Source organism: Streptomyces sp. WMMB 322, assembly GCF_900090145.1.
GTDB lineage: Bacteria > Actinomycetota > Actinomycetes > Streptomycetales > Streptomycetaceae > Streptomyces.
Map to the genome: position 1 here is coordinate 28,348 of NZ_FMHI01000001.1, position 25,039 is coordinate 53,386.

General features: G+C 72.3%; 19 protein-coding genes, 2 pseudogenes and 1 riboswitch. Of the genes and pseudogenes, 11 read left to right on the top strand and 10 right to left on the bottom strand.

Annotated features, from left to right (window positions below; genetic code table 11):
- Positions 1–126 precede the first annotated feature (126 nt).
- Positions 127–552, bottom strand: a complete 426-nt coding sequence (locus tag H180DRAFT_RS30870; RefSeq protein WP_055483912.1) for a DUF3592 domain-containing protein — start codon at positions 550–552, stop codon at positions 127–129.
- Positions 553–818: 266 nt separating this feature from the next.
- Here H180DRAFT_RS30870 and H180DRAFT_RS00155 point away from each other — a divergent pair, with 266 nt between their 5' ends.
- The 3 genes from H180DRAFT_RS00155 (at position 819) to cobM (ending at position 3,680) form a co-directional block, all read left to right on the top strand.
- Positions 819–1,343, top strand: a complete 525-nt coding sequence (locus H180DRAFT_RS00155) for a P-loop nucleotide/nucleoside kinase family protein (RefSeq protein WP_055483913.1) — start codon at positions 819–821, stop codon at positions 1,341–1,343.
- A 231-nt stretch (positions 1,344–1,574) separates the two neighbouring features.
- Positions 1,575–2,861: a bifunctional cobalt-precorrin-7 (C(5))-methyltransferase/cobalt-precorrin-6B (C(15))-methyltransferase gene (locus tag H180DRAFT_RS00160; RefSeq protein WP_055483914.1), complete on the top strand. Its 1,287-nt coding sequence runs from the start codon at positions 1,575–1,577 to the stop codon at positions 2,859–2,861.
- 69 nt (positions 2,862–2,930) lie between these two features.
- A complete protein-coding gene (gene cobM / locus H180DRAFT_RS00165) occupies positions 2,931–3,680 on the top strand; it encodes a precorrin-4 C(11)-methyltransferase (RefSeq protein ID WP_055483915.1) in 750 nt (249 codons plus the stop codon).
- 87 nt (positions 3,681–3,767) lie between these two features.
- Here the strand turns inward: cobM and H180DRAFT_RS00170 are convergent, their stop codons facing one another.
- Entirely contained in the window at positions 3,768–4,883 is a 1,116-nt protein-coding gene (locus tag H180DRAFT_RS00170) for a cobalt-precorrin-5B (C(1))-methyltransferase (RefSeq protein WP_055483916.1), read from the bottom strand.
- Positions 4,884–4,895: 12 nt separating this feature from the next.
- Here H180DRAFT_RS00170 and H180DRAFT_RS00175 point away from each other — a divergent pair, with 12 nt between their 5' ends.
- On the top strand, positions 4,896–5,660 hold the full coding sequence (locus H180DRAFT_RS00175; protein WP_055483917.1) for a cobalt-precorrin-6A reductase: 765 nt from the start codon (positions 4,896–4,898) through the stop codon (positions 5,658–5,660).
- 70 nt (positions 5,661–5,730) lie between these two features.
- Positions 5,731–6,306: a GNAT family N-acetyltransferase gene (locus tag H180DRAFT_RS00180; protein WP_055483918.1), complete on the top strand. Its 576-nt coding sequence runs from the start codon at positions 5,731–5,733 to the stop codon at positions 6,304–6,306.
- A gap of 92 nt (positions 6,307–6,398) precedes the next feature.
- Here H180DRAFT_RS00180 and H180DRAFT_RS00185 read toward each other — a convergent pair whose 3' ends face one another.
- Genes H180DRAFT_RS00185 through H180DRAFT_RS00195 form a run of 3 tightly spaced genes read right to left on the bottom strand, consistent with a single transcriptional unit; the run spans position 6,399 to position 9,932 of the window.
- A complete protein-coding gene (locus H180DRAFT_RS00185) occupies positions 6,399–8,024 on the bottom strand; it encodes a precorrin-2 C(20)-methyltransferase (protein ID WP_055483919.1) in 1,626 nt (541 codons plus the stop codon).
- Positions 8,021–8,647: a precorrin-8X methylmutase gene (locus H180DRAFT_RS00190; RefSeq protein ID WP_107097534.1), complete on the bottom strand. Its 627-nt coding sequence runs from the start codon at positions 8,645–8,647 to the stop codon at positions 8,021–8,023. The genes H180DRAFT_RS00185 and H180DRAFT_RS00190 overlap by 4 nt, the downstream gene beginning before the upstream one ends.
- A gap of 40 nt (positions 8,648–8,687) precedes the next feature.
- Complete coding sequence (locus H180DRAFT_RS00195) at positions 8,688–9,932, bottom strand: cobalamin biosynthesis protein CobG (RefSeq protein ID WP_368073098.1); 1,245 nt, start codon at positions 9,930–9,932, stop codon at positions 8,688–8,690.
- A 193-nt stretch (positions 9,933–10,125) separates the two neighbouring features.
- A riboswitch (cobalamin riboswitch) is annotated at positions 10,126–10,201 on the top strand.
- A gap of 54 nt (positions 10,202–10,255) precedes the next feature.
- Here H180DRAFT_RS00195 and cobN point away from each other — a divergent pair.
- Both cobN and H180DRAFT_RS00205 read left to right on the top strand, forming a co-directional pair.
- On the top strand, positions 10,256–13,891 hold the full coding sequence (gene cobN / locus H180DRAFT_RS00200) for a cobaltochelatase subunit CobN (protein ID WP_055483922.1): 3,636 nt from the start codon (positions 10,256–10,258) through the stop codon (positions 13,889–13,891).
- Between the two features lie 296 nt (positions 13,892–14,187).
- The gene (locus tag H180DRAFT_RS00205) at positions 14,188–14,715 is read left to right on the top strand and encodes a DUF1062 domain-containing protein (protein WP_055483923.1); all 528 of its coding nucleotides are present in this window, start codon (positions 14,188–14,190) and stop codon (positions 14,713–14,715) included.
- A gap of 57 nt (positions 14,716–14,772) precedes the next feature.
- Here the strand turns inward: H180DRAFT_RS00205 and H180DRAFT_RS00210 are convergent, their stop codons facing one another.
- Positions 14,773–15,546, bottom strand: coding sequence for an enoyl-CoA hydratase-related protein (locus H180DRAFT_RS00210; RefSeq protein ID WP_055483924.1), 774 nt, complete (start codon positions 15,544–15,546; stop codon positions 14,773–14,775).
- Between the two features lie 104 nt (positions 15,547–15,650).
- Positions 15,651–17,165 (bottom strand): hopanoid C-3 methylase HpnR, encoded by a 1,515-nt coding sequence (hpnR, locus tag H180DRAFT_RS00215; protein ID WP_055483925.1) that lies wholly within the window; start codon positions 17,163–17,165, stop codon positions 15,651–15,653.
- Positions 17,166–17,402: 237 nt separating this feature from the next.
- Here hpnR and H180DRAFT_RS00220 point away from each other — a divergent pair, with 237 nt between their 5' ends.
- The 3 genes and pseudogenes from H180DRAFT_RS00220 to H180DRAFT_RS28855 form a co-directional block, all read left to right on the top strand.
- Positions 17,403–18,614: an MFS transporter gene (locus H180DRAFT_RS00220; RefSeq protein ID WP_107097535.1), complete on the top strand. Its 1,212-nt coding sequence runs from the start codon at positions 17,403–17,405 to the stop codon at positions 18,612–18,614.
- A 171-nt stretch (positions 18,615–18,785) separates the two neighbouring features.
- Positions 18,786–18,947 (top strand): annotated as a pseudogene (locus H180DRAFT_RS28845) (N-acetyltransferase family protein); the annotation flags it as partial.
- Between the two features lie 237 nt (positions 18,948–19,184).
- A pseudogene (locus H180DRAFT_RS28855) lies at positions 19,185–19,514 on the top strand (N-acetyltransferase family protein); the annotation flags it as partial.
- A gap of 82 nt (positions 19,515–19,596) precedes the next feature.
- Here H180DRAFT_RS28855 and H180DRAFT_RS00230 read toward each other — a convergent pair.
- Both H180DRAFT_RS00230 and shiA read right to left on the bottom strand, forming a co-directional pair.
- The gene (locus tag H180DRAFT_RS00230; RefSeq protein ID WP_055484409.1) at positions 19,597–20,859 is read right to left on the bottom strand and encodes a saccharopine dehydrogenase family protein; all 1,263 of its coding nucleotides are present in this window, start codon (positions 20,857–20,859) and stop codon (positions 19,597–19,599) included.
- Between the two features lie 337 nt (positions 20,860–21,196).
- A complete protein-coding gene (gene shiA, locus H180DRAFT_RS00235; protein ID WP_055483926.1) occupies positions 21,197–22,555 on the bottom strand; it encodes a shikimate transporter in 1,359 nt (452 codons plus the stop codon).
- A gap of 279 nt (positions 22,556–22,834) precedes the next feature.
- On the opposite strand from shiA, the gene H180DRAFT_RS00240 reads away from it, so the two are divergent.
- On the top strand, positions 22,835–23,842 hold the full coding sequence (locus tag H180DRAFT_RS00240) for a zinc-dependent alcohol dehydrogenase (RefSeq protein ID WP_055483927.1): 1,008 nt from the start codon (positions 22,835–22,837) through the stop codon (positions 23,840–23,842).
- A 132-nt stretch (positions 23,843–23,974) separates the two neighbouring features.
- On the opposite strand, the gene H180DRAFT_RS00245 is transcribed toward H180DRAFT_RS00240, so the two are convergent.
- Positions 23,975–24,763 (bottom strand): IclR family transcriptional regulator domain-containing protein, encoded by a 789-nt coding sequence (locus tag H180DRAFT_RS00245; protein ID WP_254665805.1) that lies wholly within the window; start codon positions 24,761–24,763, stop codon positions 23,975–23,977.
- Positions 24,764–25,039: the final 276 nt, after the last annotated feature.

Genomic DNA, 25,039 nt, shown 5'->3' on the forward strand with positions numbered 1-25,039 from the left:
AGCGAGGGGGTTGACGCCGCAGCCGGGGGCGTCGAGCGTCGAAAGGTGAGTGCGCGCCGGGCGGTGTGGCGGATATCTGCCGTAAGCCATTACGGAGATGGCCGAACAAGCCGAACGAGATGTGAGCTATTGCGGCCGCCTGGAAACGAAAGTCACCAGGGTCGCCAATGTCACCAGAGCCCCCATCCCAATGAATGTGACGGGCATCAGCAAGCTCGTCTCCACGATTCGCGCGGACCGTGGATCGGACTTGAGATACGAGACCTGGACACTGGCGCCCACATCCGGTCGCGCGCTGCGATATTCGGATTCAGCGACCGACACCTTCCGGCCGTTCGGAGTGGTGAAGGTGAAAATCCGCCCGTACGTCACCCCGTCCGAGCTGACATCCCGTTTCACCCCGGTCACCGTGCCGGTCGCGGAGGTTCCGTTCTCATACGGCTGGTGCTGCCGGTGTGCGTAAATACCCACTACGATGGACGCGACTCCCACTGTGAATGCCAGTAAGAGGCGGAACGTTCCGACCCGCCTGCGGTTCCTCATCGGTTCCATGCTGAATCACCCAGAGATTTTCGCGTGACTGTTCCTGCCGGACAGCGCGCTGTTTTCCCCCGCGCCACCTCGTGCTGCGGTTGAGGGCCTCCCTCGTGTGCGCCCCTCCTTGCGGGTGTGGTATTGCGATGTCCAATTCATGGTGCTGAGGATTTGTTCAGATCTCTTCGTCGAATTGCATCAGCCGTGTCACGGCAGCGCGCTGTCAGTCATTCAGCACTCGGCCGCCCGCCCTCGCGCAGCCGCACCGCGCTAGCGTGGCTCCCGTGATCGTATGGCTGAACGGCACCCACGGCGCAGGCAAGACGACGACCAGCGCACTCGTGCAGCAACTGATTCCGGATTCGCGGGTGTTCGACGCCGAGAAGGTTGGCCAGACGCTCATGGACATCACGCCCGCGCTGCCCGAGACGGGGAACTTCCAGCACTGGCCGCCGTGGCGGCAGCTCGTGGTGGAGACCGCCCGCCGCGTACTGGACTACACCGGCGGCACTCTGGTGATGCCCATGACTGTCCTCGTCGAGGAGTACTGGCGCGAGATCAGCACCGGCCTCGCCCGGCATGCCGTCCCGGTACGGCACTTCGTCCTCCACGCCGACCACGAGGTTCTCCGCGGGCGCATCGCGGCCGACACCGTCGTCGGCCCCGACTCCCCGTTCCGTCTCGAATACCTCGAGCACTACGCCGAGGCGGCCCGCACATGGCTGCACAACGAGGCCGAGGTCGTCGACACCACGCACCTCACACCCGCCCAGGTCGCCAAGCAGATCGCCGGGTCCGTCAAGAGCTGAGGCCGTCAAGAGCTGAGGCCGTCAAGAGCTGAGGCCGTCAAGGGCTGAGGCCGGCGCCGCCCCGCGCGAACAGGCTCAGGCGGCAACCGCCCCGGGGTGCAGGCGGGCAGGGCTGCCGCGTGACGGAGCCCCGGCGGGGGCGTGAAGCGGCCGCTCAGTAGAGTGCGGCTCGGTCCCCCCGGCCCAGCGCCTCCCGTCCGGAGGCTCCCCGTCAGCCCAAGGAATCAGGCAGTGACCAGTGCATCCCCGGCAGCGCCGGCCGTGACCGTCGTCGGGATCGGGGCGGACGGCTGGGACGGGCTTCCCGGCACCTCGCGGGCGGTGCTCGGCGAGGCCGGCGTACTGATCGGCGGCAGGCGCCAGTTGGCGTTGCTGCCGCCCGAGTGCGAGGGGGAGCGGGTGACTTGGCCCTCGCCGCTGCGCCCCGCCGTGCCGGGCCTGATCGCGGCGCACGCCGGCCGCCGAGTCGCCGTCCTGGCCAGCGGCGACCCCTTCTTCTACGGGATCGGGAAGCTGCTGGCAGAGGAGCTCGGCCCCGGGCGGCTCAGAGTGCTGCCGCACCCTTCGTCCGTCTCGTACGCGTGCGCCCGGCTGGGCTGGCCGCTGGAGGACACGGAGGTCGTCACCCTCGTGGGGCGTCCCGCCGCCCGGCTCGCCGCCGTCCTGCACGAGGGGAGGCGGCTGCTGGTGCTCAGCGAGGGCACGGAGACTCCCGGAGAGGTCGCCGGGCTGCTGCGGGAGCGCGGCTTCGGGCCGAGCCGCATGCGCGTGCTGGAACAGCTCGGCGGCGGGGGAGAACGCCTCACGCCGCCGGCGGCGGCGGACGAGTGGCCCGGCACGCCCGTCGACGCCCTGAACATCGTCGCCGTCGAGTGCCGCCGCTCCCCCGGCGCGCGCCGGCTCGGCGCCGTTCCCGGACTCCCGGACGAGGCGTACGAGCACGACGGGCAGCTCACCAAGCGGCATGTGCGCGCCGCCACGCTCTGCGCGCTGGCTCCCGCTCCCGGCGAGCTGCTGTGGGACGTCGGGGCCGGCTCCGGCTCGGTGGCCGTCGAGTGGATGCGCACGCATCCCTCGTGCCGGGCCGTGGCGGTGGAGCGTGACCCCGTACGCGCGGAGCGCATCGTGCGCAACGCGGACCGCCTCGGCGTGCCCGGGCTGCGGGTGGTCACGGGCGCCGCACCGGAGAACCTGGCCCGACTGCCCACCCCCGACGCGGTGTTCATCGGCGGTGGACTGACCGCGCCCGGCCTGCTGGAGGCCTGCTGGGACGGGCTCCGCGCCGGCGGGCGGCTCGTCGCCAACACCGTGACGCTGGAGTCGGAGGCCCTGCTCGTCCAGTGGCACAAGCAGCACGGCGGGGACCTCGTGCGGCTGTCCGTCGCACACGCCGCGCCCGTGGGCGGCTTCACCGGGTGGCGGCAGGCGATGCCGGTCACCCAGTGGGCAGCCGAGAAGCCCCCCGGCATCGCCGGCCCGGCCCGAGGACCTGCTCCGACCCGCCACGACCTGCCCTGACCCGTTCGAAGAGACCACGCACACGCAGACGCACACGCAGACGCACACGACAGCACCGGGAGCAGACAAGTGACCGTGTACTTCATCGGCGCCGGACCCGGCGCCGCGGACCTGATCACCCTGCGCGGCGCCCGTACGCTCGCCGCCTGCCAGGTCTGTCTGTACGCCGGCAGCCTGGTGCCGCCCGAACTGCTCGCCGAATGCCCGCCGGACGCGGACCTGGTGGACACCGCGCAGCTCAACCTGGACGAGATCACCGGGAAGCTGGTCGGCGCCCACGAGGACGGACACGACGTGGCGAGGCTGCACTCCGGGGACCCGTCCGTCTTCAGCGCCGTCGCCGAACAGATGCGACGGCTCGACGCGGCGGGAGTGCCCTACGAAATCGTTCCGGGAGTGCCGGCCTTCGCCGCGGCCGCCGCATCCCTGAAGCGTGAGCTCACGGTCCCCACGGTGGGCCAGACCGTCATCCTGACCCGGGTCGCGAACCGCGCCACGGCGATGCCCGACAAGGAGGACCTGGCAACCCTCGGCCGCAGCGGGGCGTTGATCGTCCTGCATCTTGCGGCCAGGTACGTCGACCGCGTCGTGGACGAGCTGCTGCCGCACTACGGCTCCGGCTGCCCGGCCGCAGTCGTCGCCTACGCCAGTCGCCCCGACGAGGTGGTGCTGCGCGGAACCCTCGGTGACATCGCGGAGAAGGTGCACGCCGAGGAAGTCGTACGCACCGCGGTCATCATGGTCGGACGGACGCTCGGCGCCGAGGAGTTCGGCGACAGCCACCTGTACTCCGCGGAGCGCGAGCGGCACGTCTGCTGAGCGCGTCCCGCGTCCCGCAGCCCGCAGCCCGCAGCCCGCAGACCCGACGGCCCGCAGACCCTAGACCGGCCCGCAGACCCGCAGACCCTAGACCGGCCCGCTGCGGCCGACGACGGTTCCGGCGCGGTCGACGCAGATCACATCCACCTCGACGGGCGCCCCCCGCAGCACGGACAGGGCCTGGTCGCGGGCGGCACCCGCCACCAGATCCCCGAGCGGCACCCCTGCCGCCGCACACAACTCCAGCGCCGCCAGGCCGGTGTTGGCGTGCGCGACCTCGCCGCACAGCGCCTCGTCGGCGCCGCCGTCCCGTGCGAGGCGGGCCAGGAAGGCCTTGTCGACCTGGGAGCGTCCGGAGTGCAGGTCCAGATGCCCCGCCGCGAGCTTCGAGAGCTTCGCGAAACCGCCGCAGAGCGTGAGCCGGTCCACCGGGTGGCGCCGCAGGTACTTCAGTACGGCCCCGGCGAAGTCGCCCATGTCGAGCAGGGCGTCCTCCGGCAGCCGGTACTCGGAGACGACGGTCTTCTCCGAGGTGGAGCCGGTGCACCCCGCCACGTGGGTGCGCCCGGCAGCGCGTGCCACGTCCACTCCCCGCCGGATCGAGTCGATCCACGCGGAGCAGGAGTACGGAACCACGATGCCGGTCGTGCCGAGTATCGACAGCCCGCCCAGGATGCCCAGCCGCGGGTTCCAGGTGGAGCGGGCGATCTCCTCGCCGTGGTCCACGGAGAGGGTCACTTCCACATCGCAGGGGGCTCCGTGCCTGTCCGAGACGAGCGCGACGTGGTCGCGGATCAGCTGCCGCGGCACGGGGTTGATCGCGGGCTCCCCCACGGGCAGGGGCAGCCCGGGACGGGTGACCGTCCCGACGCCCGGGCCCGCCCTGAAGGTGACGCCCCGGCCGGGCGCCAGCCGCCGAACCGTGGCCCGCACCAGCGCCCCGTGTGTGACGTCGGGATCGTCCCCGGCGTCCTTCACGATCCCCGCCATGGCGTGCGCACCGGCCAGTTCCTCCGCCGACAGCGCGAACGACGGCGTGTGCCCCTTGGGCAGCGTGATCGTCACCGGGTCGGGGAAGTCGCCCGTCAGCAGGGCGGTCCAGGCGGCGGTGGCGGCGGCGGTCGCACAGGCACCGGTCGTCCATCCCGGCCGCAGGCCCGTGTGCTTGAGTTGTGCACCGCGTCCACCCTTCGCCTCACTCATGAATGGACCTCCGTGCACGTACTCCTTCTCGGGGGAACGACCGAGGCCCGGCGCCTGGCCGAGTTGCTGGACGCCGGGTCGCCCGGCCTGCGGGTGACGTCCTCGCTGGCCGGCAGGGTCGCCGCCCCCCGCAGACCGCCGGGGCAGGTGCGCGTCGGCGGCTTCGGAGGCGTGGACGGGCTCGCACGGTGGCTGCGCGAGCACGACGTGGACGCACTCATCGACGCCACCCATCCCTTCGCCGAGACGATCAGTTTCAACGCGGCGCACGCCGCCGCCCTCACCCATACTCCGCTGCTGGCTCTGCGCCGGCCGGGCTGGGTCCCCGTCGAGGGTGACGACTGGCTTCCGGCCGGTTCTCTGGAGGAAGCCGCGGAGCTGCTGCCGACGCTCGGCAGCCGGGTCTTTCTCACCACCGGACGCACCGGACTGGCCGCCTTCGCGGACCTGGACGAGCTGTGGTTCCTCGTCCGCACGGTCGACCCGCCCGGGGCGCCTCACCCGCGCAGCATGGAAGTGCTGCTGGAGCGCGGACCTTTCCGGCTCGACCGCGAGCGCGAACTGCTGCGCCGCTTCCGCATCGATGTCCTCGTCACCAAGGACAGCGGCGGAGCGGGCACCGAGCCGAAACTCGTCGCGGCCCGTGAGGCGGGTGTGCCGGTGGTGGTGGTGCGCAGGCCGCCGGTGCCCGAGGGAGTCCCCGTCGCGGCCGAACCCGCCCAGGCCCTCGCCTGGCTGGCCGGACACACCGACGGCGAGGTGGGGCAGGGCAGTTGAAAGCCCCGCGGCAGCCGTCGACGACCCGGCTTTCGTCCGTGATCCGCCCGGCGCTGCCTAGGCTTCCGCCGTGGACAACACCTCGCACGCCATACGCATCAGACCGGGCGGCCCCGCCGACGTGCCGGCCATCGTGGAGATGCTGGACTCCGCGGTCGTCTGGATGAATTCGCGCGGGAACACCGAGCAGTGGGGCACCGAACCGTGGTCGCGAAGGCCCGGCGGCGTGGCGCGCATCGAGCGGTACACGACCGAGATGGCCCCGTACATCGCGGAGTCGGACGACACACCCGCAGGGGTGCTGGTGCTGCACTCCGGGCCCAGCCCGCAGATGCCGATCGCGCAGGCCGAGGAACCCGAGCGGTACGTGCGGCTGCTGGTCTCCCACCGGCGGTACGCGGGGCTGGGGATCGGGGCGGCGCTGCTGGACCGTGCCGCGGAGGAGGCCCGGCGGAGCGGTGTCGGACTGCTGCGGGTCGACTGCTGGGCGGGCGGCGGAGGCGAGCTGGTCGCGTTCTACGAGCGCAACGGCTTCACCCGCACCGACGCCTTCCGGCACGGGAGCTGGCCCGGGCAGGTGCTGGCCAGGCGGATCGCCGCCCACGCGCAGCCGACCGGCCACACGCGGCCGCCCGCCACCGCGTAGCCGGTCACCGTCCGCGCGGCCCTGACCGGCACTCGCCCGGCGGCTCGCGGCACGGCCCACGAGGGTCAGGCCCACGCGGTCCCGCCCCGCCCTTACCGGCCGGCTTCTCCCGGCGAGTACCGGCGCGGGGTCCACACGACTTCCTGACCGTTGCCGCGCCGTACGGTCCGGCTCTGCGACGAGCCGACGAGGAGGATCGTGCGCATGCCGATCTCGTCCGGTTCGAGATCGGCGAGACGCACGGTCCGTACGGTCTCGCCGGGGCCGCCGACATCCGTGGCCACGACGACGGGGGTGTCCGGCGCCCGGTGCTGCAGCAGCAGTTCCCGGGCCTTGCCCACCTGCCAGGTGCGGCTCTGCGAACCGGGGTTGTAGAGGGCGAGCACCAGGTCGGCGGCTGCGGCGGCGTGCAGGCGCTGGGCGATGACGTCCCACGGCTTGAGCCGGTCGGAGAGCGAGATGGTCGCGTAGTCGTGCCCGAGGGGCGCGCCCGCGCGGGCCGCTGCGGCGTTGGCGGCGGTGACGCCCGGCAGAACGCGCACCGGAACGTGCGTGTACCGGTCCTGCGACGCAGCTTCCAGCACCGCGGTGGCCATCGCGAACACTCCCGGGTCGCCTCCGGAGACGACGGCCACGCGCCGGCCGTGTGCCGCCAACTCCAGTGCGAACTCCGCGCGTTCGGACTCCACGCGGTTGCCCGAGCTGTGGCGGCCCTGACCGGGACGCACGGGGACGCGGTCTAGGTAGGTCGTGTAGCCGACGAGGTCGTCGGCCGTGGCCAGAGCGCCTCGCGTCTCCGGGGTCAGCCACAGGGGGCCCGCCGGGCCGGTCCCCACGACGACGACCTCGCCCGGACGCTGCTCCGGCGCCCCTTCCCGCTCCTGCGCCGCTTCCCGCTCCTGCGCCCCTTCCGGCTCCCGTTCCCGTTCGTGCGCCCCTTCTCGCTCCCGCTCCTGTGCCCGCTCTCCGCCCGGCGTCTTCGCGCCCGCCCGGCTCGGCAGCACCGCCACCGAGAAGTACGGCACCGAACCCGCGTCGACGTCGGCCAGCCTCCCGGTGCGCTCCCCCTCCATCGTCGCCCGCTCCACGTACCGTGCCTCGGCCAGGCGTCCCGAACTCTCCAGCGCCTGACGGGTCTTGGTGAAGGTGCGGCCGAGCTTCATCACGACCGCCGGGTCGGCCGAGGCCATACGTGCCGTGAGCTCCTCCTCCGGCAGGGTGCCCGGCAGGATCGTCAGCACCTCCTCGCCCTCGGCCAGCGGGGTGCCCAGCCGGGCCGACGCGGCGCTGACGGACGTCACGCCCGGGACGACCTCCGTGGGGTAACGGCCGGCGAGCCGCTTGTGCATGTGCATGTACGAGCCGTAGAAGAGCGGGTCGCCTTCCGCGAGCACCGCGACCGTCCGTCCGGCGTCGAGGTGTGCGGCCAGGCGGCCCGACGCCTCGGCGTAGAACTCCTCCAACGCCCCCCGGTAGCCCCCGGGATGGTCGGTGCCCTCGGTGGTCACCGGATAGACGAGGGCCTCCTCGACGTGGTCGTCCCGGATGTGCCGCGCGGCGATCGACCGGGCGATGGACCTTTTGTGCCGGGCGCTGTGGTAGGCGATCACGTCCGCCTCGGCGATGACTTCGACTGCCCGTACGGTCATCAGCGACGGATCGCCCGGGCCGAGCCCGACACCGTAGAGCCTGCCGGCGGTCTGCGTGGACTCGGTCACTCTTCTTCGCTCGCAATCGCGTTGAGTGCCGCGGCGGCGATGGCGCTGCCTCCGCGCCGCCCGCGCACGACCAGGTGTTCAAGACGGGACGGGTGGGAGACGAGGGCGTCCTTCGACTCGGCGGCGCCGACGAAGCCGACGGGGACGCCGATGACGGCGGCCGGCCGGGGGGCGCCCTCTTCGATCATCTCCAGAAGCCGGAAGAGTGCCGTGGGTGCGTTGCCGAAGGCGACGACCGCTCCGCCCATGCGGTCGCGCCACAGTTCGAGGGCGGCCGCGGTGCGGGTGGTGCCCGTCTCCGCGGCCAGTTGCGGCACGGACGGGTCGGAGAGGGTGCACACCACCTCGTTATCGGCGGGCAGCCGCTTGCGGGTGACGCCGCTGGCGACCATGGCGGTGTCGCAGAGGACGGGCGCTCCCGCCCGCAGGGCCTCGCGGCCCCGGGCCACGACCGCGGGGGAGTGGACGATGTCGCGTACGAGATCGACCATCCCGCAGGCGTGGATCATGCGGACGGCGACCTGGCTGACGTCCGGCGGCAGCCCTGCGAGGTCCGCCTCGGCCCGGATGGTGGCGAAGGACTGCCGGTAGATGGCGGCGCCGTCCTTCTCGTAGTCGAACACTGTGCTCTCGCTCATCACTTGACGGGGTGGGGGCTTGACTTCAAGGGGTCCGGTCCTCGGGGCTGCTCGTACGTGCTGCCGCCACGTGGGCGGCGACTGCGGCCCGGCCGGTCGTCGTCGCGGAACGGGTGCGGCCGTCGAGGTCGACCGACACCCGGTAGCCCTCCGGGACCGCCACCACCTCCACGCGGTCGCCGCGCGGGTGGCCGCACCGGCGCTCGCAGCCGGACCAGTGGACGGGCAGGCGCCCGGGACCGGTGAGCGCCGCGGCGTCGGAGCGCACGTCCGCCAGGGACTTGGCACATCCGGGGCGTCCGATGCAGGAGCCCACGCCGGACAGGTGCGAGGCGGGGTCGGTGATCAGGCCGGCGGAGGCGAGGACGCGGAGGTGCTCCGCGGCGGCGTCCGCGGGGACGCCGGGCAGGACGAGGCCGCGCCAGGGCGTCAGCCGCAGCTCCCGGTGCCCGGTGCGGGCGGCGACGGAGACGAGCGTGTCCCACTGTGCGGCCTCGATCCGGCCCATCGGGGCGAGCACCGACAGCGCCGCGTCACCGTGCGGTCCGTGCACCGCACCGGGCGGCGGGGGGCCGGACGTGCGCGGTCCCGGCGGTTCCGGCGACGTGGTGGCGGCGACGCCGCTCCCGTCGAGACGGCGGAGGACCGTGTCCGTCAACTCGTCGATGCCGTCCGGCAGTTCGCCGATCCGCCAGGCTTGCCCGGCCCTTGCGGCAGGGGTCTGAAGAAACGCTTCGGCTGTGAGGAGCGCCGCCAGCGGCGCAGCAGACGACGGGACTTGGACGGCGGGCGCGTGCCCGGGCCCGGCCCGCAGCCACGCCGTGCCTTCCCCTCCCGCGGTCAGCGTGACGTCCGCCCCGAGGTCCGTCATGTCCCCGCGGCCGTCGTCGAGAGCGAAGAGGAACCGTCCGGACAGAGCGTGAGCGGATTCACTCCCGCACAGCATTCCGTCCAACGTGCGCAGCCACGGCCGGACATCGCCGTGTCCGCGGCCGTCGAGACCGGCCAGCGGCGACGCGACGACGTTGCGCACCCGCTCGTGGAGGTGCGAGGGAAGCAGACCGGCCGCACCGAGGAGCCCGGCCAACTCCCCTCCGCAGCCCGCCTCCAGCGCCCGCAGCTGGACATTGCCGCGGGAGGTGAGATGCAGGTCCCCGTCACCGAACCGCCGTGCGGCGGCCGCGAGAGCCTCGGCCTGCGGGACGGAGAGAATCCCGCCGGGCACACGGACCCGGGCGAGTGCCCCGTCGTCCGCCTCGTGCAGGCGCAAAGCCCCTGGGCAGGCGTCGCCGCGGTCCCGAATCGGCTTCGTGTCCTGGGCAAATGACCGGACCGGGGCGCTGCACATGGCGGCGAGCATACCCACCGTCCTACCGGGCCGTATGTCCCGCATTCCGAGTGTGACCCTTACTATGCCTGTCGGTGGGCCCGCAGGTCCGCCGCCGCCAAAGACGGCGACATGGGAGGAAGCCCGGTGCGAATCCGGCGCGGTCCCGCCACTGTGAGCCCGGCCACCACGGCCGGGTGAGCCAGGAACTCCCGCCGTCCGACACCACCCGGGGCGCGGACACCCCGAGGAAGGCCAGACGCCGCGTGATTCTTCTGCTGTCGACCTCCGACACCGATCTGCTCAGCGCCCGCGCCTCGGACGGGCCCGTGTCCTACCGGTTCGCCAATCCGTCCCGGCTGCCGCTCGACGAACTGCCCGCTCTGCTCGACGGCGTGGACCTCGTCGTCGTACGGCTCCTGGGCGGCATCCGCGCCTGGGAGGACGGGCTCGGCCAACTCCTCGGCGACGGGCGCCCCGTTGTCGTTCTCACCGGTGAACAGGCGCCCGACGCACAGCTGATGGCTTCCTCGACCGTCCCCGTGGGCATCGCCGCCGAGGCCCACGCCTATCTGGCCCACGGCGGGCCCGCCAACCTCGAACAGCTCGCCCGCTTCCTCTCCGACACGGTGCTCCTGACCGGTCACGGCTTCGAGTCCCCTTCTCCCGCCCCCAGTTGGGGACCGCTGGTCAGGGAGGCGAAGACCACCGCGGGCACGGACGGCACCGTCGGTACCGACGACACGGGCGGCACCGACGGCCCCACCGTCGCCGTGCTCTACTACCGCGCCCACCACATGAGCGGCAACACCGGCTTCGTGGAGGCCTTCTGCGACGCCGTCGAAGCGGCCGGCGGCCGTCCGCTGCCGCTGTACGTCGCCTCGCTCCGCGCGCCCGAGCCGGAACTGGTCGACGAACTGCGCGCCGCGGACGTCATCGTCACCACCGTGCTGGCGGCGGGCGGCACCCGCCCGGCGGAGGCCTCCGCTGGCGAGGACGACGAGTCGTGGGACGCGGGAGCCCTCACCGGCTTGGACGTGCCGATCCTCCAGGCCCTGTGCCTGACCGGCTCGCGGGCCGCCTGGGAGGACAACGACGAGGGCGTCTCCCCGATGGACGCCGCGAGCCAGATAGCGGTGCCCGAGTTCGACGGACGGCTCATCACCGTGCCGTTCTCCTTCAAGGAGGTCGACGAGGACGGGCTGCCCTCCTACGTCGCCGACCCCGAACGCGCCGCCAGGGCCTCGGGAATCGCCGTGCGGCACGCCCGTCTACGCCGGACACCCGCCGCCCGCAAGCGTCTTGCGCTGGTGCTGTCCGCGTACCCGACCAAGCACTCCAGGATCGGCAACGCCGTGGGACTGGACACACCGGCGAGCGCCGTGGCCCTGCTGCGACGGCTGCGCGAGGAGGGCTACGACTTCGGCCCCGAGGAGGAGATCCCCGGCCTTGTCTCCGGCGACGGCGACGAACTGATCCGGGCCCTCATCGAAGCCGGCGGTCACGACCAGGACTGGCTCACCGAGGAGCAACTGGCCCGCAACCCCGTGCGCATCCCGGCCGCCGACTACCGGCGCTGGTACGACACCCTGCCCGAGGAGCTGCGCACGTCCGTCGAGGAGCACTGGGGCCCGCCGCCCGGCGAGATGTTCGTCGACCGCAGCCGCAACCCCGAGGGCGACATCGTCCTCGCCGCGCTGCGACGGGGGAATCTCCTCATCCTCATCCAGCCGCCCCGCGGCTTCGGGGAGAACCCGATCGCGATCTACCACGACCCCGACCTGCCGCCCTCGCACCACTACCTGGCGGCCTACCGCTGGATCGCCGCCCCCACGGACAAGGGGGGCTTCGGCGCAGACGCGATGATCCACCTCGGCAAGCACGGCAACCTGGAGTGGCTGCCCGGAAAGAACGCCGGGCTGTCCGCGGCCTGCGCACCGGACGCCGCGCTCGGGGACCTGCCCCTGATCTACCCGTTCCTCGTCAACGACCCCGGCGAGGGAACCCAGGCCAAGCGCCGCGTCCACGCCACGCTCGTCGACCATCTCGTACCGCCCATGGCGCGCGCCGACTCCTACGGCGACATCGCACGCCTGGAGCAACTCCTCGACGAATACGCGCAGATCGCCTCGATGGACCCCCCGAAGCTCCCCGCCATCCGCGCACAGATCTGGACCCTCATCCAGGCCGCCCGGCTCGACCACGACCTCGGCCTGGAAGAGCGTCCCGACGACGACGGCTTCGACGACTTCCTCCTCCACGTCGACGGATGGCTGTGCGAGGTCAAGGACGCCCAGATCCGCGACGGCCTCCACGTGCTGGGCCAGGCACCCACCGGCAGCGTCCGCGTCGACCTGGTTCTCGCGGTCCTCCGCGCACGCCAGATCTGGGGCGGCTCGGCGACACTGCCCGGTCTGCGGGAGGCGCTCGGCCTCGACGAGTCGGCCGCGACCCGCACCACCGCCGACGAGGCGGAGGAGACCGCGCGGGCGCTCGTGCAGGCGCTGGAGGACGCCGGCTGGGACCCGGCCGCCGTACCCTCCGGACACGGCGAACAGGTGGAGCAGATCCTCTCGTTCGCCGCACGGGAGGTCGTGCCGCGCCTGGCCGCCACCACCGCCGAACTCGACAACGCCGTCCACGCCCTGGCCGGCGGCTTCGTTCCCGCGGGCCCGTCCGGTTCGCCGCTGAGGGGCCTCGTCAACGTCCTGCCGACCGGCCGCAACTTCTACTCCGTGGACCCCAAGGCGGTCCCGTCGCGTCTGGCGTGGGAGACCGGCCAGGCCCTCGCCGACTCGCTGCTGACGCGCTACCGCGAGGACAACGGCCACTGGCCGGCGTCCGTTGGACTCTCCCTGTGGGGAACGAGCGCGATGCGCACCGCCGGTGACGACATCGCCGAGGCGCTGGCCCTGCTGGGCATCCGCCCCGTCTGGGACGACGCCTCCCGCCGGATCACCGGCCTGGAACCGGTGCCTCTGGACGAGCTGAACCGTCCCCGCATCGACGTCACCCTCCGCATCTCGGGCTTCTTCCGGGACGCCTTCCCGCACGCCGTCGGCCTGCTCGACGACGCGGTTCGTCTGGCCGCCTCGCTCGACGAACCGCACGAGGACAACCACGTACGTGCCCACACCCAGCAGGAGTTGGCCGACCACGGCGACGAACGGCGCGCCACCACCCGCATCTTCGGCTCCCGCCCCGGTACGTACGGAGCCGGACTGCTCCAGCTGATCGACTCCCGCGACTGGCGCACCGACGCCGACCTCGCGGAGGTCTACACGGCGTGGGGCGGCTACGCCTACGGGCGGGAGCTGGACGGACGCCCCGCCCGCGCGGAGATGGAAAACGCCTACCGGCGCATCGCCGTCGCCGCGAAGAACACCGACACCCGTGAGCACGACATCGCCGACTCCGACGACTACTTCCAGTACCACGGCGGAATGGTCGCCACGGTACGGGCGCTGCGCGGCACGGCACCCGAGGCCTACATCGGCGACTCGACCCGTCCCGAGACGGTGCGCACCCGAAGCCTCCTCGAGGAGACCTCGCGCGTCTTCCGTTCCCGCGTGGTCAACCCCAAGTGGATCGAGGCGATGCGACGCCACGGCTACAAGGGAGCCTTCGAACTCGCCGCCACCGTCGACTATCTCTTCGGTTACGACGCCACCACCGACGTCGTCGCCGACTGGATGTACGACAAGCTCACCGAGACCTACGTGCTGGACCCGGTCAACCGCGAATTCCTCGAACAGGCCAACCCCTGGGCGCTGCACGGCATCGCGGAACGCCTGCTGGAAGCCCAGTCGCGAGGCATGTGGGCCAAGCCCGACCCCAGGTTGCTCGAAGCGCTGCGCGAGGTCTACCTGGAGGCGGAAGGGAACCTGGAGAGCGACGAGTGAGCCCGCGGCGGGGCGGTGCCGGCACCGCCCCGCCACCGTGATCCGGCTCCGGGTTCGTCCGTGATCCGCCCGGAACCCGGCGGTGAGGCCGTCGGGAAAAGAGTTGGCTCAGCGCCGCTGTGCGCCATTACCGTGCTGCCCGGCCGAGTCGTCTGGGCAAGGACGTGCCGATGTACACCCTGTGAGATCTCCCGAACGCTGACTGGTCGCGCGACGCCGCATGTGCGCCGCGCTGCTTCTTGCTGCGGACTTCTCACTGGAACCGGTGTACATCTGTGTTCATTTACTGGGCAGTCATGCCCACCTGCCTGCCGCTCGTTCGCCGCCGCTGCAACGCGTGCGCGTCCGAGCGCTTCCGGGCGAGCGGCAAATTCCGCGTCAACGCACACCACAAGCTCATCGACGCCTGGCTCCTCGCGCTCTGCACCACCTGCGGGGAAACGGCGAAGCTCACGGTCCTGGAGCGGATGAAGGTGCGGTCCATACGACCTGAGCTGCTGGACCGGCTGCACGGCAACGACCCAGGCCTGACAGCCGAGCTGCTCCAGGATCCGGTCGTGCGGCGCCGCAATCACGTCGCCCTCGACTGGACGGGCGCCTGGCGCCTCGACACCGGCGGCCCGGAGCATCTGGACCGCGAGGTGATCGACGTCTCGGTGCGCTTCACGGCACGGATTCCCGTCCGGCCGGTGCGGTTGATCGCTGAAGGCTGTGGTCTTTCGAGGGCCGAGGTCGAAAGGCTGATCACGGAGGGGAAGGTCGTTTCGGCAGTCCGGCTGAGCGGCAGACTCTCCGGCGACTTCACCTTCATGCTCAAGCGCTGAGCCCTCCGGGGCCGGGGGCCTGTCCGGCGAGAGCTGCCGGACAGGCCTCCGGGTTGGTCAGTCGGGCCACTCCGGGCGGCGCTTCTCCAGGAAGGCCGCCATGCCCTCCCGGGCACCGGGGAGTTGCGACGCCGCGGCCATCACCTCGAGCGCCACCTGGTAGGCGTCGGCCTCCGGCCGGTCCAGCTGGGCGTACAGGGTCTGCTTGCCGAGGGCCTTTCCCGCCCGGCTGCCGCGGGTGGCCCGCGCCAGCAACTCGGCGACGGCGTCGTCGAGTTCGGCGTCGGGCACGACCCGGTTCACCAGGCCCCACCGCTCGGCGGTCGCCGCGTCGACGGCGTCGCCGGTCAGGGCCATCTCCATCAGGCGCTTCCTGCCGATGGAGCGCGCCACCGGCACGGCCGGCGTGTGGCAGAACCAGCCGCCCTTCCCTCCGGGCAGCGCGAAACCGGCGGACTCCGCGGCCACCGCCAAATCGCAGGAGGCGACGAGCTGGCAGCCGGCGGCGGTGGCCAGCCCGTGCACGCGTGCGACGACCACCTGCGGCACCGACTGGACCGTCCTCATCAACTCGGTGCACAGCTGGAGCAGTTCGCGCACGCCCGGCAGGTCCCTGGACGCGACGTCGCCGAAGTCGTGGCCCGCGGAGAAGACCGGGCCGTCGGCGGCCAGCACGATCCCGGTCGCGTCGCTCTCGCCGGCCCCGGCGAACGCGTCCCGCAGTTCGGCGAGGTGTTCCGCCGTCAGTGAGTTCCTGCGCGCCGCGCGGTTCATCGTGATGGTCACGGTGTCGCCGTCACGCTTGACCAGGATGTGTTCGTAGTCCGCCACGGGCCCACCGTAACCCGCCGTTCCCCCGCCGCGGGCGGTCCGCGGCCGGGTTCGGCGGGCGCCCGCGGCGTTCCTCCCGGGGGCGCCCGCCGCAGCGCCACGGGTCACTCCGCGGGGGCGGCGTCCCGGCCGGGGGCGGTCCTGCGGTCGTTGCCGCTCTTGCGGTCGTGGATGTAGAGCTGCCGCCGGTCGCCGACGTCGAGTCGCCGCGGCATGGGGAGTTCGTAGTGGACGGGCCTGTAGTGGTCGGTGAGCTGCCGCTCGGGGTTGTAGACCGTGTTGAAGCGCCACAGCATGCGGGCGAAGTTGGTCTGCCCGCGCAGCAGGTTGGCGCCGAGCACCCGCAGCGCACCGAACGCGGTGCGCAGGCCGAGGTGTTTGCGGTTGATGACGGCCTGCGTGCGGACGAGTTCGCGGTAGAAGACATCCAGCGGCAGGGTCGTCGGTACGACGGCGTGCTGGATGTCGAACAGCCGGTAGTCCCGGGTGGTCAGCCGCCGCGACTCGGTGTGCCACACCTCGGTGCCGGGGTACGGGGTCATGACCGTCAGGTGCACGATCTCGGGCACCGACATCGCGAACTCCCGGACGACGCGGAAGCGTTCCTCGTCCCACGCGGGGTCGACGATCAGGTTGATGGCGACGTTGATACCCATCTTCCGGGCCAGTTCGAGAGCCTTGAAGTTCTCGTCGGGGCTGACGCGTTTGCGGTAGAGGTCGAGCCCTTCGGCGTCGATCGCCTCCATCCCGAGGAACATGTACTTCAGCCCCAGCCGCGTCCACCGCTCGAAGATCTCCGGGTGGCGCAGCAGGACGTCGGCGCGGGTCTCCAGGTAGTAGCGCTTGCGGATGCGGCGGCGCTCGATCTCGGCGGCGATGGCGTCACCGTGCTCGGGGCGGATGAAGGCCACGTCGTCGACGATGAAGACGCTGCTCTCACGGATGCTCGCCATCTCCTCGCCGGCCGCTTCGGGGGAGGCCTTGCGGTAGCTGCGTCCGTAGAAGGTCCATGCCGAGCAGAACGAGCAGTCCCAGGGGCATCCCCGCGTGAACTCGATCGACGCGCAGGGGTCGAGTTCGCCGATGAAGTAGCGGCGGCGGTGCGCGAGCAGGTCGCGGGCGGGGCGCGGGGTGTCGATGCTGTGCAGCATCTTCGGCCCGGGGCCGCGGCCGTCGGCCGTGACGATGCCGGGAACGCCGTCGACGCCGCCCTGTGCCAGCCCTTCGAGGAGCGGAGCGACGGCGGGTTCGCCCTCGCCGCGGATGACCGAGTCGACGGCGCCCTCCGCCTGCTCGAGCACTTCCTCGGCGACGAAGGACACGCTGTGCCCGCCGAAGAAGACGTGGGCGGCGGGCACGATCTGCTTGGCGCGGTGTGCGAGATCGATCGCCTCGGGGACGTTCGCGAGGTAGTTGAGCGAGAAGCCGATCGCCTGGGGTTCGAACTCGGCCATCGCCCGCTCCAGGTCGGTATGCCTGGAGACCTGGAGGTCGATCACGCGTACGTCGTGCCCGGCTTCCCGGGCTGCGCCCGCGACGCGCTCCAGGCCGAGGGGTTCGAGCCGGAGGAAGATCTCCGAGTACATGAGGGCACTGGGATGGACGAGGAGCAGACGCACCGTTGCCTCCGGGAGTCGCGGGCCGCTTCCGTCCACCCGTTGTCCGGGAGGGGCGGCGTCAAACGGTGCACGCACCGGCGTCCCCCGTTCGGCGGGGCGGGCCGGGGGCTCCGCCGTCCGGGCGGCAAGCCCAGGGGGAGGGCGCCGCCGGGACCGTACGTACCCGGATTGTCCCCTGTGCAGGTGCGGGCGGGTCCGTCATCATGGGCGGCTGGTCACGATCACCGGGAACCTTTGATGACAACGTGCCGGGAACACCAGGAACACCAGGAACGCCGGGAACACCGGGATCAGCCCGGGACGCATCACCTCACCGGGCCCCCGCGGGCCCTGTCGGTCGCGACGTTCGTGAGCAGCTTCGACCGGTTTGTGATCAGTCCCATGCTGGTGCTGATCGCCTCCGGACTGGGGGTGCCGCTCGCGACGGCGGTCGTCACGGCCAGCGGCTACTTCCTGGCGTACGGGCTGTCGCAGCCCGTGTGGGGGCTGCTCTCCGACCGCTTCGGGCGCGTGCGGATCATGCGCGCGACGCTGCTGGCCGCGGCGCTGGCCGGGGTGGTCTCCGCCGTGGCGCCGGGCATGGCCGTACTCGCGGCGGCGCGCATCGCGGCGGGGGCGTTCTTCGGCGCGGTCGTGCCGACGTCCCTCACGTACGTGGGCGACACCGTGAGCACGGCGTGGCGCCAGCGCGCGCTGTCGGACCTGATGGCGGCGATGGCCCTGGGCACCGCGCTGGCCACGGCCTTCGGCGGTGTGCTGGGCCATCTGCTGCACTGGCGCGCGGTGTTCGCGACGTCCGCCGCGTGCGCGCTGCTGTGCTCCTTCGCCCTGCGCAAGCTGAGGGAGCCGGCGCGCGCACCCGTCACAGGGGTGGGCGCACCGCTGCGTGCGGTGCTGCGCAACGGCTGGGCCCTGCTGGTGTTCGGGCTGGCGTTCGTCGAGGGCGCCGTGCTGCTCGGCACGATGACGCTGCTCGCCGCGGCGCTGCAGGCGGACGGCGTGAGCGCGGCAGTCGCAGGGCCGGCCACGGCGGCGTTCGGCGTCGGCGTGCTGGTCTTCTCGCGCCTGGTGAAGGCCCTGTCCGGACGGACACCGGTGTGGGTGCTGATGGCCGTGGGCGGTGCGCAGATATGCCTCGGCTACGGCCTGGTCGCCGCCCGCATCGATCTGCCCTCCGTGGTGATCACGGCCCTGCTCCTCGGCGGCGGATGGTCGTTCATGCACTCGGCGCTGCAGACCTGGGCCACGTCGGTCGTGCCGGAGGCCCGGGGCACGGCCGTCGCCTTCTTCGCGGCGTCGTTGTTCATCGGCAGCTCGGTCGCGGTGACCGCCGCCGGGCCCCTGGCACAGAACGGCCGGTACGCGCTGCTGTTCGGCATCGCGTGCGTGACGGCGGTGCCGTTGACCGTGACGGCAGTGCTGTGCCGCCGCCGGCGGCCGGGAGCCTGACGGCAGTCCGGACGGCGGCCCCGGTGGCGGTCCTGCCGCCGGTCCTGCCGCCGGTCCTGGCAGCGGTCCTGGCTGAGGGGACCGGAACGGCCACGGGTATCGGGCCCGGCCCCGTGGGCGGACGCCCGGCCTGCTTCGATGGGTGACGTGAACACTCAGCACACGGGCACCATGTTCGTCGTCGAGCCGCTGACGGAGGCACACGCCGAAGAGGTCCTGGCGATCTACCAGGCCGGCATCGACGAAGGGAACGCGACCTTCGAGACGGCCGCGCCCACCTGGGAGGCCTTCGACGCCGCCAAGCTTCCCGGGCACCGGTTCGTGGCCGTGGAGCGGGACGCCGGTCCCGCACGGGGCGGGAGCGGCAGCACTGCCGTCAGTGACGGCGAGACCGGCAGCGACGGCAGTGCCGCCGGCGGCAGTTGCGGCGGCACCGGTGCCGGCACTGCTGACACCGGCCCCGGCACAGGCCCCGGCACAGGCACTGACACACATGCTGACACCGGCGCCCGCACCAGCCCTGACACCAGCCTTGGCACCCGCGCTGACACCAGCCCCGGCCCCCGCAACGACCGTGGCAGCGTGCTCGGCTGGATCGCGGTCGCCCCCGTCTCCGCCCGTGCCGTCTACGCGGGCGTGGTCGAGCACTCGGTCTACGTGCACCCGCGGGCGCGCGGCCGGGGAGTGGCCCGGGTCCTGCTCGACTCGCTGATCGCCTCGACCGAGGCCGCCGGGATCTGGACCGTCCAGGCCGGCATCTTCCCGGAGAACAAGGCGAGCATCGCGCTGCACCTGCGAGCCGGGTTCCGCGTCGTCGGCACCAGCGAACGCGTGGCCCGCCACCACGGCGTCTGGCGCGACGTCCGGCTTCTGGAGCGGCGCAGCCCCGTCGTCGAATGATCCCGCCGGGGCGGACGCGGCCGGGTCCGGGTCCGGGTCGGGGTCCGCGTCCCCGGCCGCGTCCGGGCGTCCGCGGCCGGGGTCAGAGAGCCCGCGCCTCGATGGTCATGCCCGTCGCGCGGAGGCGGCCGACGAGAGCGTCGCCGAGGGCTGTTGCCGGTGTGAGCACGCCGCCGTCGGCTTCCGGCAGGGCGTCACGGTCCAGGACGAGCGCGAGCGCGGACTCGCCGAGCATGACCGCGGTGGCCTGGTAGCCGGGGTCGCCCTGTGCCTTGAACCGGGCGGCGTAGCGGGCCCCGGTCGTGGTGACGGCGAAGGTGTCCAGGGTGAAGTGGCCCTTCTCGCGGGTGCTCGCACTCGGGCCCTCGCCCGGGTCGGGCAGGACCTTGTCCAGCAGGCGGCGCGTGGGCGGCAGCGTCAGCCCGGCGACGAGGCCGCCCACGACTCCGGTCACCGCCGCGGCGACGAGCGGGGAGAGCAGCGGCGGGCCGAGGCGCATCGCCTCGCGGTAGCGGAACCGCGAGCCGTACGCATGACCGCGCAGCGCCGCGCTGCGGCGGACGATGCGGGTGTTGAAGGGCGCCATGAAGAAGGGCGCGAGGACTCCGCGCAGCGGGGTGCCGGCCTTGGACGCCCGCGCCGTGAACAGGTCGTTCTGGCGGCCCAGTTCGGGCTCGGAGGCGCGGTCGGGACTGAGGGTGTACGGGTCGGCGGCGAGCCGGCGGGCCTTGCGGTCCTTCTTCATCAGATCGATCTGCCGGCGCACCGAATCGATGGTCCCGCCGCTGACGCCGCCGCTGACCGCGGTGAGGACTGCGGTGGTGTCGGTGAGTTCGCCGCCGCCGTCGGCGCCGGCCTTCTCGTGGAGGAGGTGGACGTTGATGTCGGACGGGATCGAGTCGAAGCCGCACGCATGGACGATGCGGGCGCCGGTCGAGGCGGCCGTGCCGTGGTGGGCGTCGATGCTTTCCCGTACGAAGAGGGCCTCGCCGCACAGGTCGACGTAGTCGGTGCCGGCCTGCGCGCAGACGCCGACCAGGTCGCGGCCGTACTCCGCGTACGGGCCGACGGTGGTGACGACCACATGTGCCGCACCGGCCATCTTCTCCAGTGCCGGGCGGTCGGCGGCGTCGGCGACGAACAGGGGCCAGTCGCGGGCGCGTTCGCCCAGTTCCTTCCGTACGGCGGTGAGTTTCTCCTCGCTGCGTCCGGCCAGGGCGATCCGGGTCCCCTCGGGGGCGGCCCGGGCCAGGTGGCGTGCGACGAGGGCGCCGACGAAGCCGGTCGCACCGTAGACGGTGATGTCGACGTCGCGTTCGCCGCGCCGGGGGCTGGTGCCGGTCATGGTCGTGTCCTTCCGTGCCGGGCGGTGGTCGAGCGGCGGTGCAGGCCCGGGCGTGCCGTTGCGCAGGTCCGGTGCGCAGGTCCGGTGCGCAGGTCCGTTGCGCAGTCCGTTGAGAGGCCGCCGCCGGGCCGGCCGGTGCGGACGGTGCGCCTGCCGCCAGTACATCTTCCGCACGTGCGCAGCCGTGGGTACGCCCGTGTGCGGGGCCCCGCGGTGCGGACTTGCTCGCCTGCCAACGTATCCGGCCCGCGGTCGGGCCGCGTCACCGGCCGTGCCCGTCCCGGCCGCCGGAAGGACCCACATCGGGGCGGGCCGAACGCCGGCGCCCGCCCCGGGCTCAGTTCCTGCCGGCCGTCCTCCGGGCTGTCGGGCCGTCAGCCGCGGGCGCCGCAACGGCAGGGGAGGAGCGCGTTCCGCGGAGTGTGAGCGCGACGAGGGCGGAGGCGCCGCACCCCGCAGCGAGATAGGCCGCGACCCAGTACCAGTTGCCGCCGCCGAACGCGACGAGTGCCGTTGCGATGAACGGTGTGAAGCCTCCCCCCACCGCACTGGCCACCTGGTAGCCCACCCCGGCGCCGCTGTAGCGGTACTCGGCGCCGAACAGTTCGGTGAACAGCGGCTGCTGGACGCTGACGATCATGTCGTGGGAGATGTTGACGAGCAGGACGGACGTGACTGCCAGGAGCACCGCGGACCCGGACTCCATCGACAGGAAGTACGGGACGGCGCCCAGCACCCCGATGACGGCGCCGGTCAGGAAGACCGGTTTGCGTCCGTAGCGGTCGGAGAGCCACGCGAACGCGGGGATCGTCACGATGCCGACGGCGCCGACGAGCAGCCCGATGTTCAGCATCAGGCCCGAGTCGAAGCCGTGCTCGTCGGTGGCGTACGAGAGCGCGAACGTCGTGACGACGTACATCGTCACGAGTTCACCGAGGCGCATGCCGATGATCTGGAAGAAGGCGGCCGGGTGCCTGCGCAGCGCGGTCACCACTGGGAGCTTCGTGCGCTTGTGCCGCTGCCGCGCCTCGACCTCCTCCTGGAAGACCTCGCTCTCCGGGACGCCTGCCCGTATCCACAGGGCCAGCACCACGAGCAGCGCGCTGACGAGGAACGGCACCCGCCAGCCCCACTCCTGGAAGTCCCGCTCCCCGAGGGCGTTCTCCATCAGTGCCACCGCGCCGGTCGCGAGGATCAGGCCCACCGAGTACCCGACCTGCACGCCGGAGCTGTAGAGGGCCTTGAGCCTGGCCGGGGCGGACTCGACCGCCATGAGTGCGGCTCCGCCCCACTCGCCGCCGACGGCGAAGCCCTGGAGCGCGCGCAGGATCACCAGGAGCAGCGGGGCCCACCAGCCGATGCTGCCGTAGGTCGGCAGTACCCCGATGAGTGCTGTGGAGACCCCCATCAGCAGGACCGTCCACACCAGCATCCGCTTGCGTCCGAGCTTGTCCCCGAAGTGCCCGAAGACGAGCCCGCCCAGCGGGCGGCAGACGAATCCGATGCCGAACGTGGCGAAGGCGGCGAGCGTGCCGGCGAGTGGGCTGACGCCGGGGAAGAAGGCCTTGTTGAAGACGATCGCGGCGACGATCCCGTAGAGGAGGAAGTCGTACCACTCCACGACGGCCCCGATGGAGCTGCCGACCGCGGCACGCGTCTGCTTGCGGGGCTTTGAGTGCTCTGCTGTGAATGACATGGCCAACCTCTGTGCGCTTAGTGCACAAGTGTGCGTGACTTGCACGGCATCGTGTACTCGCCGACTTGCCGGGGTCAAGGGGCTGTTCCGGGTGGATGTGCGGCGGGCGAGGTTCCGTGTGGCTTGGCCCCTGGGTGAATTCCTCGTTCTCTGCGGTGCTTCCGTTCGCCCGGTACCGGGTGCACGCCTTCGTGTCGCTGTCGGAGTCGATTCCGCTACGCTGTCGCCATGCGTACGTTCGTGCGTATAGCGCACAGACTTTGAGAGGTGTCGACCCCCATGAAGGCAGCAGCACTGACCGCGCCCGGCCGTGTCGAGACGGTCGACCTCCCCACTCCCGCTCACGGGCCGTACGACGTGCTCGTTCGCATGACGGCCGTCGGCCTGTGCGGCACGGACCTCGCCGTGGTCCGGGGCGCACGCCCGGCGCCGCGACTGCCATGGGTGCTGGGGCACGAGGGCATCGGGGAGATCGCGGCGGTGGGCAGCGCCGTCCGGCACCTCTCCGAGGGCGAGAGGGTGGCCATCGAGCCGAACTACTGCTGCGGGCGGTGCGCGCAGTGCGCCGGCGGGTTCACCTCCGGGTGCGCGAAGCGGGTGGCCGTCGGGCTGGACACACCGGGGGTTCTCGCCGAGTACGTGAGCGTGCCTGCCGAGTTCGTGCACGCGGCGGGTGACGCCGGCACGCGGGACCTCGTCTGCGCCGAACCGCTCGCCGTGGCGCGCACGGCCGTACGCCGCTCGGGAGTGCGCGAGGGCGGGACATGCCTGGTCGTCGGAGCCGGATCCCAGGGGCTCCTGGTGTGCCTCTGCCTCGCGGCGGCCGGGATCACCCCGTACGTGCACGAGCCGCACCAGGGGCGCCGTGCGCTGGCCGCCTCGCTCGGTGCCGTGCCGGTGGAGTCCGCCGGGGACGGTGCGGCCACGGAGACCGAGCCCGCCGGCCACGTCTTCGAGACCGCCGGGGTGCCGGAGGCGGCGGCCTGGGCGCTGCGGCACGCAGCTCCCGGCGGAACGGTGACCTTCATAGGGATGAGTGGCGCACCGCTGGAGCTGACGTCGCACGAACTGGTCCGGCGGCAACTCTCACTGAGGGGATCGCTGATCTACGACCATCCACGGGACTTCGCGGAGACCGTGGCCCTGATCGGGAAGGGCACGCTCGCCCCCCACCGCGTACTGCGGGCCGGGTTCGGCCTGACGGACGCCGCCGCGGCGTTCGACGCCGTGAGTTCGACGCCGGGCAAGTGCTGGATCAGCCTCGACGGCACGGGCCGTGCGGAATGACGAGCGACGCGGCCGGTGAACTCCGAGAGCGCCCCGGACCCTTCGGCGTGCCTGACCGCCCCGGGGACCGCTCCGGGGCCCCGGCTCCGACGGCCCCGGCGGGTGCGTCCGGTGCCTCGGGGCGCTGCGCGGTCAGCGCGTGATCCCGCTGACCAGGTCGGCTTCGATGAGCCGGACGGTGCGCAGGATCGCCGGGACGTAGTCGCGTTCGACCAGTTCGGGTGTCGTACGCCCCGCGTGCACCGAGACGTTCGCGGCGGCGACGACCTGTCCCGCGCGGTCGCGCACGGGCGCGGCCGCGCCCCGCAGGCCTTCCTCCAGCTCCGAGTCGACGAGCGCCCAGCCCTGCTTGCGCACCTTGTCGATCTCCTCGCGCAGGGTCCGCGGACTGCGGATGGTGTGGTCGGTCTTCTTCTCCAGCCTCAGCCGCCCGAAGCGCTCGTCCAGTTCGGCGTCCGGGAGCCCTGCCAGCAGCACTCGGCCCATCGATGTCGTGTAGACGTCGAAGCGCGTGCCGATGCCGATCTTCACCGCCATCAGGCGGGTGCTCTGCACGAGCGCGATGTAGACGATCTCCTCGCCGTCCAGGACCGCGAGGGCCGCCGTCTCGTTGAGCTCGCGGGCCAGCGACTGGAGATGCGGCTGGGCGATCTCGGGCAGCGACATGCTGGAGAGGTAGGCGTAGCCCAGCTCAAGGGTGCGCGGGGTGAGTTCGAAGGAGCGGCCGTCGCTGGTGACGTAGCCGAGGTCGGCGAGGGTGAGCAGGAGCCGGCGGGCCGTCGCCCGGTCGAGTCCGGTCTCGCGCGCGACTTGCGTGAGTGTCTGCGAGCGGCGCTCCGCGGTGAACGAGCGCATCACCGACAGGGCCCGCGCGACGGACTGCACGAAGTGGGGACCGTACTCCTCGCGTCCCTTCGTCACCGTTTCCGACAACGCCTCACTACCTCCCGTACGGGACCGGCCTGCTGTGCCGCGCGACTGTGCGCATTACGCACAGGCTACCGCGCCGGACCCGCCGGAGGCCAAGCGGACGGGATCCCGCCCGGAGGGGGCCGGAGTCCGGCGAAGGGCTCGCCTCGCTGCCCGCCGATTGACGTCTCACGGGATGCGCTCCTACTGTGCGCGATGTGAATTCTAGTGCGGCATACGAACATCCCTGCTCGATCCGGGAGCCGGGCCACACGCCGGCACCGCACG